Source organism: Acetobacter oryzifermentans, assembly GCF_001628715.1.
Taxonomy (GTDB): domain Bacteria; phylum Pseudomonadota; class Alphaproteobacteria; order Acetobacterales; family Acetobacteraceae; genus Acetobacter; species Acetobacter oryzifermentans.
In genome coordinates, this window is record NZ_CP011120.1 from 377,241 (window position 1) to 387,960 (window position 10,720).

Here is a 10,720-nt window from a genome sequence, read left to right on the forward strand (position 1 = left end):
CCGTGTAGTAGGTATTGGTCAACGGCATGGGTAAAACGTACCGCCTTAAATTAGCAGCGTTAAGACAGGAAGCGCATTTTCCATTCTGGAGTGTTGGATATGGCCGGACAAAAGGGGCCGGTTAAAAAACTGCCGGGGCGTCCTACGAAATACAGTGATGAACTTGGTGACGTGATCTGCGCGGCCATCTCGGAAGGGAAGAGTTTACGCTCTATCTGTGAGCAGGAAGACATGCCTTGCCGTCTCACTGTTTTTAGATGGCTACGCGAATACCAAGGGTTTTGTAACCAATACGCGCATGCACGCGAGGCTGCTGCCGATTGGTTTGCAGAAGAAATTATCGACATTGCAGATGAGGCGCGAGACAAGGAAGACGCGCCCGCTATCAAGGTTCGGGTTGATGCCCGTATCTGGGTAGCGTCCAAGCTGCGACCAAAGGTTTATGGGAACAGCTCTCGCCAAGAACTGAGTGGCCCAGACGGCGGCCCGATTGAAGTGAAGGGCGGCGGTGTTTCCGGTTTGCTCAACGCGGCATTAAAGGAAGATGGCTCTAACTCAGACTGATATTGCTGATTACCGCAAACTGCGCGGTATTTGGCGTACTGATCCTGTTTTATATGCCCGGCAGCGATTGGGGCTGAACCCGACCACGCAACAGCGTCAGTTGCTGGAAGCCATTGCTCCGCCCGGGGCCAAGGTGTCGGTGCGGGCTGGGCACGGCGTTGGTAAATCTGGCTCAACGTCTGCGGCTATCTGGTGGCATCTAGAGTGCTACGAATATTGTCGCATTCCGTGCACGGCTCCGACAGCATCGCAGCTTTACAACGTCCTTTGGGCAGAGCTTTCCAAATGGGGGCGGCGCTCTGAAGAGCGGGCGCGGGCAGATGGCCTGCCAGAAGAACTTTGGCTGGCAAATCTGTTTGACCGCAATCAGGACAGGATATCCGACAAAGGACAGCCCGCTGAGTGGTATGCTGTTGCTCGCACCAGTCGCCGGGAATCTCCTGACGCGTTGCAGGGCTTTCATGCCTCTGATGTGCAGATCACGGATGATAATAGGGCGGTAGAGCGCTCATCGTCCGGTGGCTCAATCATGTTCGTGATTGAAGAAGCCAGCGGCGTTCCTGACGAGATATTCGAGGTTGCGGAAGGTGCACTTTCTTCTCATGGCGCACGCCTGCTCATGGTTGGAAACCCAACGCGCAACACAGGCTTTTTTGCACGTTCCCAGAAGCAGGACAGGGCGCTTTACACAGCACTTCACTTTCGCTGCTCTGACAGCCCGTTGGTTGACCCCAGCTATCGCGCCAATTTGGTGCGTAAGTATGGGGAGGGTTCAAACGTTGTTCGCGTGCGTGCTGATGGGGATTTCCCCAAGCAGGACGACGATGTTCTGATTCCGCTGGAAACGGCAGAAGCTGCGCTTGCGCGTGAACCAGCGAACGGAAAATACGAGCGCAGGCTGGGTGTGGACGTTGCCCGCTTTGGTGACGACAGAACAACATTTGTCCTGCGCGAAGGCCCGCGCGTTGAGAAAATAGAAATTAGGGCCAAGCAGGATACGATGGCCACAGCCGGGATGGCGGCAGATTTCTTTCGCCGCTGGAAGGCTGACAGCATTTACGTTGATGTTGTTGGCGTGGGTGCTGGCGTCGCTGATCGGTTGCGTGAACAGAAGCTGCCGGTCGTAGATGTGAACGTGGCCTGCCGCGCACCTGATGAGGTTGTTGCGGAAGACGCCAAGCCCGCAAAACTGCGCGATTATCTCTGGCTGCAGGTGGCCGCATGGTTGCGCACTGGTGATGCCTCCATTCAGGCGGAAAGCAAGGATAACGCAGAGGATCTGGCCGCCGAGCTTTCAACGGTTCGGTATGGTTTGGACAGTTCCGGCAATCTGCTGGTGGAAAGCAAGGACGCCATGAAAAAGCGTGGCCTGCGTTCTCCCGATATTGCCGATGCTTTGGGGCTTACTTTTGCGCCAGGGCCTAAGAAGGCTTTTAACTTCAACTCCATACTGAACCGTATTTAATGCTCTCTCGTCTCCGCTCACTGTTCCGGCCATCAATAGAGCCGGACCCGCCGCGTGTGCGTGATGAGCCGCGCCTTGCGGTCAGTGAAAAGAAGAAGATGGATTGGGGCCGGGTTGCTCCGAGCGTTGGCGAGCCGCCATTGCGTGATGTGTTTAAGCCGTACACGCCGCCGCCGGGCGTGCAGGGCAACGGCCAATCTGCACTAGCCATGGATAGTGGCGCTGCGACCGGCTCTACCCTCATGAATTGGATTGGGGAAGCCATTTCCGAAGGCGTTGTTTTCCTTGGATACCCGCGCCTTGCTGAAATGGCGCAGCGGGCTGAATATCGCAATATGGTGGAAATCCTTGCCACGGAATCAACTCGTGAATGGATTGACTTCCAAGCGGTAGGCAAGGACGACAAAGGCCAGCGCATCGACCAGTTGCGCAATGAGTTCATCCGCCTGAAAGTGCGTGAGCGTTTTCGGGAAATGTCTGAAATGGACGGGTATTATGGGCTTGGTCTGCTATATGTGGATGTAGGTCAGGCGCGCACAAGCGATGTAGTTTCTACGCCATTACTACTGCGCCCTGAAACATTTAGGAGGGGCTCACTCAGGGAGTTGGTTGCTGTCGATCCAATATGGGCCGCCCCAAACCAATACAGCACATCAACGCCACTCGCCTCGGATTTTTACAAGCCGTCCACTTGGTGGGTGCAGGGGGCAAACGTGCATCACACGCGGCTGCTGCGGTTTGTGTCGCGTGATGTGCCAGACATCCTTAAGCCGACATATAACTTTGGTGGTCTTTCACTGGCTCAGATGGCCAAACCATATGTCGATAACTGGCTGCGCACTCGCCAGAGTGTTTCCGATCTGATCAACGCCTTTTCGATTGTGGCCCTGTCCACAAACATGGCGTCCTATCAGCAGGATCCGGAAGGGTTGCTTGCCCGGGTGGAAGCCTTCAACCGCTTTCGCTCTAATCGCGGAACGTTTTTGCTGGACAAGGACAGTGAGGAAATCCAGATCCTGAATGCTGCGTTGGCGGGGCTGGATAAGTTGCAGGCGCAAGCTCAGGAGCAGATGTGCTCAGTGGCTCAGACACCGCTTGTGAAGTTTACAGGTATTACGCCGAGCGGCCTGAATGCTTCTTCTGATGGTGAAATCCGGGTGTTTTACGACCGGGTGCACGCTTATCAGGAAAACACATTCCGAGATCCTCTCACAACAATCATGCATATGTGCATGTTGAACCTGTGGGGAGAAATAGACCCCGGCATTACGTTCGAGTTCAATACGCTATGGCAGGCGACCGATGAGGAAGCTGCGGCTATCGAAAAGACTAAGGCCGATATTGACGCCGAGTATATTGATCGGGGCGTAATCTCGAACAGTGAGGCGCGGGACAGGATCGCGGCTGACCCTGAGAGCATTTATCAAGGCGTGGTGGAACGAGGCAGCGAAGCGCCAGAAGTGCCTGATGAGGGCGATAATCTTTCATGAAGACACGTTTTATCGCTCAATCCGTAGAGCTGGATGGGCGTAAAAAGCGTGCGCCAAATGTGCGACCTGTCTTTTCCAATCAGGGTATTCGGGCGAAGTATCATGCCGTTCTGGTGCATCATATTTCCCGTATGCGGCAGGATGTTCTCAAGCGCGTTTTAGCTGCGTATGAGCAGTTTGACGCTCGGCAGGCGCAGGATGAAACACCATTAGAACGACTTAAGCGCACGTTCTCGAATATTCTGGAGCAGTGGCAGGAGCACTTTGACAGGCACGCTGAAGATCTAGCTTCCCAGTTTGTGCAGCAGGCTTCCGGGCACGCGACCAGAAGCGTTCGGAACAGCCTGCGCGATCTAGGCTTTACGGTGCAGTTTCAGGCAACGCCTGCCGTAAAGGAAGCGGTAAGCCGGGCGCTCACTGAAAACATTGGCCTGATTAAATCTATCCCGACTGAATGTCTGGGTGAGGTTCAGGGGCTGGTGGAAAAGTCTGCTTTGGCCGGGCGTGACCTTGGCACGCTCACCGATGAGATCAAGCGCCGGTTTGATGTTGCCGATAGCCGGGCGGCTCTGATTGCCAGAGACCAGAACAATAAAGTTTCGGCCAGCATAACGCGCAGACGGCAGCAGGATCTGGGTATCTCGGAAGGTATCTGGCTGCACTCTGGTGCAAGCAAGCATCCGCGCCCAGAACACGTAGCCGCCAATGGCAAGCGGTTCAATCTGGAAAAAGGGCTTTATCTCGACGGACATTGGACGATGCCCGGTGAAGATATCAATTGTGGATGCACGTGGCGGCCTATTTTACCGGGGTTTAACGATGGTTAATACAGACTGCGTGCAAATCGCACTGGATGCGATGCAGAGCATGCGTGAAAAATCACCAGAAGGGCACTTGCGGATTACGCAATGCGTTCTCTCCAGCGCATGCGTATGCCCGTACTATGGGCGCGAAATACCGGGCTGGCGTGAGTTAGGGCTTGAGCCGGAAACGATCTACCAGCTTTATCGCGACCCGACCGCACTGGCACAGGCCGCTGATACCATGCGCGGCAAGCCAGTTCTTTTCATGCACCAACCTGTTTCTGCCGGGGATCATCCCGCGGAGATTACAGTCGGTAGCGTGACGGATGCGCGGTTTGAAGATCCTGACCTCGTTGGCTCGCTCACGGTCTGGACGCAGGACGCTATCGACGCAATCGAAAGCGGAGAATTGAAGGCTGTATCAGCGGGGTATGCTTACAAGGCGATCCCGCAGGGTGGCGTGCTGAATGGCCAGCCCTACAGCCTGACGATGGTTGATATCGTGTTCAACCATCTCGCACTTGTCGCAACGCCGCGTGTTCCTCACGCAATCATTGGAGATGCGGCGCTTTCTTCCACGGAGAACACATTGTCACAGACAAATGGAGCGGCGCTGGAAAAGCGTCGCGCTAAGCTACTGGAGGCTATCAAGCCACTTCTGGCCGCTGATACAGACATTGAGGCCTGCAAAAAGGCCATTGATGATGCAACATCAGCCACACCTTTGCCGCAGGGAGCCCCTGAGCCCGGCAAGGGCGCAAAGGATAGCGGTGTTGCAGACGCACTGCGCAATCTTCTTGCGACCCGCGTGCCTGACGACATCATGGATCAGGTTCTGGCCCTTGTGCAGAACGTAGAAACCGAGGGCGCCCTGAATGCAGGCGGCACGGACGATGATCCGCAGGCTATGGCCGAGCGCATGAAGGCCGCTGGCTTCACTGATGATCAGATTGCCAAGTGCATCGCCGCCATGACCGCGCAGGGTCAGGATGACACTCCGGGCGAACGCGAGGCCGCTGGAGCAGCGCGCGCAGATGCCGAGAAAGAAGTTGCGCGTCGTGCGGAAGCTGCTGGCGCTGCGCGTGAGGATAAAGAACGCGGAATGGACAAAGGCATTACCAAGCAGGCGATGGATGCGGCCCTCGCAAATGTTGCTGCAACCGTAGAGCGCAACACGATTGCCCGCATGAATGCGCTTCATGCCGCGCGTGATGCCGTGAAACCTTTTGCTGGTGAGGTGGCGCTAGATAGTGCTGCGGCTGTGTATCGCTTTGCCCTGAAAGAAATGGGCTTGGATTGCACGGGCATTCCCGATGCCGGGCTTGAGCCGCTGTTCAAGCAGGCCGCGCAATTGCGCACGCAGGTAACTGACGCTCCAGCAAAGAAGATCGCGCAAGACAGCAAAGGCACTGCTGATTTCCGCGAGAGCTTCGGCCTCAACCGCATTCAGGTGAAGGGATAATCACATGGCATTTCAGCAGCAGGTAAATGTTGAACCCGCGCTTGGCGTTGCGGGGGATTTTGCATCCATGAACCCAACGGCAAATACGTTGGCGGGGGAAGGTGCGTTGGTTGCAGGCGCAGGCGGGGTAACCGTTGGCAAGTTTGGGTGGATTCAGGCGGACGGCCAGACTGTTCTGAACGCGCCGCCGTCAGGCTCAACGGCTGCCCCCGATGGCTTTACACATCGTGATCTTACCGCCCAGATCGACAACTTTTACGACGAAGCCGGGATGGTCGTTCCCGAAGGTTTCATGGTGAGCCTGTATCAGGCCGGTGATTTCTTCGCCAACACATCTACAGCGGCCACGCGCGGCCAGAAGATCTTTGCCTCTACCACGGATGGCAGCGTTTCTACTGGTGCGGCTGGGGCTACCATAGCCAGTTCTGTTGAGACCAAATTCTACGCCGCCAACACATGCGCTGCTGGCGAGCTTGTTAAAATCTCCACGTGGGATCATTCATAATGGATAACTTTCAGGCACAACTGGCGGAGCTTAACCGCCTAGGCTTTGTGATGCCCGAAGCAAAGGGCATGATCAAAGATAACGCGCTTCTGGCCACCGATGCCATGGCGATGGATGCCCAGCCCGCACTTTCCACAACGGCTAACGCGGGTATCCCTGCGTTCATGTCTGCGTGGATTGACCCCAATCTGATCAAGGTTGCGTTTTCCCCCATGCGTGGCGGAGAAATTGCAGGTGAGGTCAAGAAAGGGGATTGGGTTACCAAAACAGCCGTGTTCCCTATGGTCGAAACCACGGGCGAAGTTTCCAGCTATGGTGACTGGAACAACAACGGTCAGGTGAACCTGAACCCGAACTTCCCTGACCGGCAGTCCTATCATTATCAGGTCTTTGCGACATGGGGCGAGCAGGAGCTTGATCTTGCAGGACAGATGCGTATTCAGTGGGCCGCTGGCCTGCGTGATGCTGCGGCCTTGAAGCTGAACAAGTTTCAGAACAAAACCTACTTCTTCGGCATCAATGGTCTGCGCCTCTACGGTTACCTGAATGACCCACGCCTGAATGCGGCTATCGTCCCAGAAACCAAGGCGGCTGGCGGCACGTCGTGGAAAAATGCTACGCCGGAAGAACGGCAGGATGATGTGATTGACATCATCAATCAACTGCGTAAGCAAACAGCTGGTATGGTAACAACGGATAGCACCATTACCATTGGCCTGTCTCCCACCAGCATGGGCCTGCTGACCCGTAAAAACCAGTTCGGCATGTCTGCGCTTTCGCTACTGACGGACACCTACAAAAAGCTACGCTTTGTTGAGGCTGTCGAATTTGGCGATGAAATTGGCCAGACCGTACAGACCATGATTGCCGTGGTTGATCAGGTCGATACGCAGAAAACTGCCGAAGCGGCCTTTACCGAAAAGCTGCGCACACACGCCATTGTTACGGAATCCTCTGCATGGAAGCAGAAGATGTCTCAGGGAACATGGGGCGCGATCATCTACATGCCTGCGGGCGTTGCAACCATGACGGGGATTTAAGACATGAGCGGCACAACATCCAGCGCCGTTGTTATTGGCTGCAAGCTGGCCAACGGCGTTATCCTGCGGCTGAAAAACAAGCCGGGCGTGGAATACAAGCTGAACGGTGCCAATGCAGCGCGCGTAATTGGCGGCTATGGCCTTACCACCATCCCGTCCGATTTCTGGGACGCTTGGGTGAAGGAGAAGGCTGGCTTTCCGCCTTTGGAAAATAAACTGATCTTCGCGCAGCCAACAGTAGCCAAGGCGGAAGGGCAGGCCAAGGAGCAGGAGACAGTTAAAGCGGGCACAGAGCCGCTTGATCCAAAAAATCCTGCTCCGGGTATTACCCCGGCCAAGTGAGGCGTAGGCATGGCGATAGCGCAGTTTGATTATGCAAAATGGTCGGCGCGTTATCCCGCGCTGGCCATTTATGTGGATACGGAACTTGGCAGCGCTCTGTGGGATGAGGCCGGTTTGTATCTCAACAATACAGACGCTTCACCTGTGCAGGACGTGGGCAGGCGTGGTGTTTTGCTGGGGATGATCACGGCCCATCTGGCGCAGCTTAATTTAAGTGCGCAGCAAGGTGGTTCTGACGTGGTGGGACGCATTGCGTCGGCGTCAGAAGGGAGTGTGTCGCTTTCGGCTGATATGGGGCCTGTCACCAATTCTCAGGCATGGTGGGTGCAAACCAAGTGGGGCGCGGCCTATTGGGCTGCCACCGCTTTCTTGCGCACAGCACGATATGTTCCGGGCCGCCCACAGCCCGCGTGGTCGTGGCCGTAAAGGCAAAGGTGCGTGGAGGCGCAAAGCTGCGTGCATATATGCGGCAGCTTGAGAGCAATTCAGAAACAGCACGCATGGCGCGTGTAGGGTTTTTGGAAGGCTCCACGTATCCAGACGGCACGCCCGTTGCTGAGATTGCTTCTATTCAGGAGTTTGGGGCCTCGATTGATCATCCTGGCGGCACGAAATACATCACAGATGCTGTAGTCGGAAAGCGTGGAGCAGAACGGATAGCCGCGCGTTTTGTGAGCAAAAGCTTCCAAGGCGAAACCAAGACAACGAGAGCGCATAAAATCGTTATCCCGCCACGACGATTCTTTCGGACTGCTATAGCCAAAAATAAACAGGCGTGGGCCGATGCGCTGGCAACAAGCATGAAGCGCACGGGTATGGATTCCGCCACATCCCTTGGCCGCGTGGCTATGCTGATGGTGTCGGACATTCAGAAGTCCATCATTGATTGGTCAGACCCACCGAACGCGCCCAGCACAATACGCAAGAAGGGTTACAACAATCCGCTGGAACATACTCGCACGATGCTTCGAGCGGTTGATGGAGAGGTGAAGTGATGAACCTTTTTGGGCCAGTAACAGGCATCATCTCGGCAGTTAATCCATGCATACAGGCCACCTTAAAGGCCAGTAATGGCAGCGAGACACTTCCTAGCGGGCGTGTGGATCCCGAATACATTGAGGCTTTGATCACCATTCAGGTGCAGGCCGCCAGTAGCGAGGATTTGCAGCAGGTCGCCAACCTCAACCAATCCACTGATGCGCGCTCAGTTTACGTTTACGGGCATATCAAGGGCTTAGATCGAGCGCACCAATTTGGCGGTGATATCCTTGTTTTTGATGATTCGGAATGGCTGGTTGTTGGCCAGCCTGAACAATGGGGTAGGGGTGAATGGTGCAAGCTGATAGTGGTGCGGCAGACCCCATCGCAACAACCCTGTCCGAAGACGATGTAACAGCGGCGCTGCGGGCTTTTCTGCTTTCCATTCTGCCCGCAGGGACAGAGGTTAGGCTTGGCCAACAGAACCGCGTTGCTGCACCTCTTGGCCTGTTTGTGCTGATGACCATTGTTGTGCGGCAGCAGATTGCCACCAACGGCTCTAAATACGGCACAGATACGCGAACAGTGAGCAGGCAAGAGCACCTAACTGTGCAGGTTAGTGTGTTCGGGCCCGGTGCCGGTGACATGATTGAGCGCATCGTGACGCTGTTTCGTGATCCTTACGCCTGCCAGTTCTTCGTGCAGGAACGCCCCCAAGGTGATGTGACGCCGCTTTATGCAGATGATCCGCGCCAGACGGGATTCATCAATGGTGAGCACCAGTATGAGGATAACTGGAATGCAGACCTGCACTTGCAGGCCAATTATCGCTTCACGCTTCCACAACAGTTTGCTGACTCCGCTCATATCGATCTGATTGAAGCAGAGGCGGCCAGCAACGAGACACAAGCATGACATTATCAATCAAAAGCATCGTCAGTGTGACGCCGAGCGTTATCTCGCCCAGCGGCACGGTTAACATCCTCAAGGGTATGGTGTTTTCTACGAACACCTCTTTGGATGCGGGGGTAAGTTCCTTCACTGCAGCGGCTGATGTGGCCACCAAGTGCGGGGCATCCAGTATTGAGGCCAGCATCGCCAGCATTTACTTTGGCTCGTATTCTGGTTCGCTGGATGCGCCGTCCACCCTGTATTTCTACCAGCTTCCGTCCTCTCCAGCAGATGCAGATTACGGCACGTATCTTTCTGCCGCAGCGGATGCAGAGGGCGATTGGTCTGGTTTCATGTTTGCTCAGGAGCCAGACGCTACGGCCAAAACAGCCATTGCTACGTGGATGGCTGCTAACCCTAACCGCTATTGGGGCGTTATTCAGGATGCAGATGCAGCTATCCTGACAGCCAATGCGACCGCCACATTCGGGGCAACAGTAAAAGCCAACAACACACCGGGCCTGACATGCGTATGTAACGCTGACGGCAATGGCACGTTGATTGCTGCGGCTGCGCTTTCATGGGCAGCGTCCATCAACCCCAATCGGGCAAATGGCCGAACAACGCTGATGTTCCGTCAGTTTTCCGGCCTGACACCGTCCAACATTTCCAACGCACAGGCAGCAAACCTGCTGGGGAATGGTTACTGCTTCTACGGCAACTACAAAGCCAATGATACATCCTTCAACTGGTTCGTGGATGGCTCTGTGTCTGGCCCGTTTGCTTGGGCTGACAGTTACCTAAACCAGATATGGATGAATGCAGATTTCCAGATCAATCTAGCGGATATGTTCTCCAACGTTGGCCTTATCCCGTACGATGCAGTCGGGGACGGCATTATTTCAACGTCGGTGCAGCCCACTATTGATCTGGCGCTTTCCTTTGGTGCTATTCAGGCAGGCGTAACGCTCTCTGATGATGAGGTGTTACAAGTCAATTCTAGGGCCGGAAAAACCATTAGCACAACACTGCAAACTCAGGGGTGGTATCTCATCCCCGGTGCATCCACAGCTACAGCAGCAACACGGGCCAAGCGCGGCACAGTGGATGGCATGTTCTTCTATACGGACGGCGAAAGCGTGCAGTCCATCAACCTTTCGTCTGTTGAGGTGCAGTAAGC

At 55.2% G+C, this 10,720-nt stretch carries 13 protein-coding genes; all 13 read left to right on the forward strand.

Translation table 11 applies throughout. The annotated features are described in order from the left end of the window. Positions 1 to 99: 99 nt before the first annotated feature. The 13 genes from WG31_RS01860 to WG31_RS01915 are packed head-to-tail and all read left to right on the forward strand — an operon-like array spanning position 100 to position 10,718. Positions 100 to 564, forward strand: coding sequence for a terminase small subunit-like protein (locus tag WG31_RS01860; RefSeq protein WP_063353456.1), 465 nt, complete (start codon positions 100 to 102; stop codon positions 562 to 564). Beyond that, the gene (locus WG31_RS01865) at positions 545 to 2,029 is read left to right on the forward strand and encodes a hypothetical protein (protein WP_063353457.1); all 1,485 of its coding nucleotides are present in this window, start codon (positions 545 to 547) and stop codon (positions 2,027 to 2,029) included. The genes WG31_RS01860 and WG31_RS01865 overlap by 20 nt, the downstream gene beginning before the upstream one ends. Beyond that, entirely contained in the window at positions 2,029 to 3,519 is a 1,491-nt protein-coding gene (locus tag WG31_RS01870) for a DUF1073 domain-containing protein (RefSeq protein WP_063353458.1), read from the forward strand. Before WG31_RS01865 ends, WG31_RS01870 begins: the two co-directional genes overlap by 1 nt. Next, the gene (locus tag WG31_RS01875; RefSeq protein ID WP_082823104.1) at positions 3,516 to 4,346 is read left to right on the forward strand and encodes a phage head morphogenesis protein; all 831 of its coding nucleotides are present in this window, start codon (positions 3,516 to 3,518) and stop codon (positions 4,344 to 4,346) included. The genes WG31_RS01870 and WG31_RS01875 overlap by 4 nt, the downstream gene beginning before the upstream one ends. Positions 4,347 to 4,386: 40 nt before the next feature. Further along, a complete protein-coding gene (locus WG31_RS15990) occupies positions 4,387 to 5,784 on the forward strand; it encodes a DUF2213 domain-containing protein (RefSeq protein WP_245191536.1) in 1,398 nt (465 codons plus the stop codon). 4 nt (positions 5,785 to 5,788) lie between these two features. Beyond that, positions 5,789 to 6,289, forward strand: a complete 501-nt coding sequence (locus WG31_RS01885; RefSeq protein ID WP_063353459.1) for a structural cement protein Gp24 — start codon at positions 5,789 to 5,791, stop codon at positions 6,287 to 6,289. Beyond that, on the forward strand, positions 6,289 to 7,329 hold the full coding sequence (locus WG31_RS01890) for a major capsid family protein (protein WP_063353460.1): 1,041 nt from the start codon (positions 6,289 to 6,291) through the stop codon (positions 7,327 to 7,329). The genes WG31_RS01885 and WG31_RS01890 overlap by 1 nt, the downstream gene beginning before the upstream one ends. Positions 7,330 to 7,332: 3 nt before the next feature. Then, positions 7,333 to 7,671 (forward strand): hypothetical protein, encoded by a 339-nt coding sequence (locus tag WG31_RS01895; protein ID WP_063353461.1) that lies wholly within the window; start codon positions 7,333 to 7,335, stop codon positions 7,669 to 7,671. 9 nt (positions 7,672 to 7,680) lie between these two features. Next, positions 7,681 to 8,097: a DUF4054 domain-containing protein gene (locus tag WG31_RS01900; RefSeq protein WP_063353462.1), complete on the forward strand. Its 417-nt coding sequence runs from the start codon at positions 7,681 to 7,683 to the stop codon at positions 8,095 to 8,097. Beyond that, positions 8,088 to 8,666, forward strand: coding sequence for a hypothetical protein (locus tag WG31_RS01905; protein WP_082823105.1), 579 nt, complete (start codon positions 8,088 to 8,090; stop codon positions 8,664 to 8,666). The genes WG31_RS01900 and WG31_RS01905 overlap by 10 nt, the downstream gene beginning before the upstream one ends. Continuing rightward, positions 8,666 to 9,064, forward strand: coding sequence for a hypothetical protein (locus tag WG31_RS14840; RefSeq protein ID WP_082823106.1), 399 nt, complete (start codon positions 8,666 to 8,668; stop codon positions 9,062 to 9,064). Before WG31_RS01905 ends, WG31_RS14840 begins: the two co-directional genes overlap by 1 nt. Next, the gene (locus tag WG31_RS01910) at positions 9,001 to 9,564 is read left to right on the forward strand and encodes a phage neck terminator protein (RefSeq protein WP_063353463.1); all 564 of its coding nucleotides are present in this window, start codon (positions 9,001 to 9,003) and stop codon (positions 9,562 to 9,564) included. Before WG31_RS14840 ends, WG31_RS01910 begins: the two co-directional genes overlap by 64 nt. Beyond that, positions 9,561 to 10,718 carry a DUF3383 family protein gene (locus WG31_RS01915; RefSeq protein ID WP_063353464.1) on the forward strand — a complete coding sequence of 386 codons (1,158 nt, stop codon included), beginning with the start codon at positions 9,561 to 9,563 and terminating at the stop codon, positions 10,716 to 10,718. Before WG31_RS01910 ends, WG31_RS01915 begins: the two co-directional genes overlap by 4 nt. Positions 10,719 to 10,720: the final 2 nt, after the last annotated feature.

Excerpts from the sequence above, each read along its gene's own strand:
- WG31_RS14840 (WP_082823106.1), top strand. The coding sequence starts at position 8,666 with ATGAACCTTTTTGGGCCAGTAACAGGCATCATCTCGGCAGTTAATCCA.
- WG31_RS15990 (WP_245191536.1), top strand. The coding sequence starts at position 4,387 with ATGCGTGAAAAATCACCAGAAGGGCACTTGCGGATTACGCAATGCGTT.
- WG31_RS01895 (WP_063353461.1), top strand. The coding sequence starts at position 7,333 with ATGAGCGGCACAACATCCAGCGCCGTTGTTATTGGCTGCAAGCTGGCC.
- WG31_RS01900 (WP_063353462.1), top strand. The coding sequence starts at position 7,681 with ATGGCGATAGCGCAGTTTGATTATGCAAAATGGTCGGCGCGTTATCCC.
- WG31_RS01910 (WP_063353463.1), top strand. The coding sequence starts at position 9,001 with ATGGTGCAAGCTGATAGTGGTGCGGCAGACCCCATCGCAACAACCCTG.
- WG31_RS01860 (WP_063353456.1), top strand. The coding sequence starts at position 100 with ATGGCCGGACAAAAGGGGCCGGTTAAAAAACTGCCGGGGCGTCCTACG.
- WG31_RS01865 (WP_063353457.1), top strand. The coding sequence starts at position 545 with ATGGCTCTAACTCAGACTGATATTGCTGATTACCGCAAACTGCGCGGT.
- WG31_RS01885 (WP_063353459.1), top strand. The coding sequence starts at position 5,789 with ATGGCATTTCAGCAGCAGGTAAATGTTGAACCCGCGCTTGGCGTTGCG.
- WG31_RS01870 (WP_063353458.1), top strand. The coding sequence starts at position 2,029 with ATGCTCTCTCGTCTCCGCTCACTGTTCCGGCCATCAATAGAGCCGGAC.
- WG31_RS01915 (WP_063353464.1), top strand. The coding sequence starts at position 9,561 with ATGACATTATCAATCAAAAGCATCGTCAGTGTGACGCCGAGCGTTATC.
- WG31_RS01875 (WP_082823104.1), top strand. The coding sequence starts at position 3,516 with ATGAAGACACGTTTTATCGCTCAATCCGTAGAGCTGGATGGGCGTAAA.
- WG31_RS01890 (WP_063353460.1), top strand. The coding sequence starts at position 6,289 with ATGGATAACTTTCAGGCACAACTGGCGGAGCTTAACCGCCTAGGCTTT.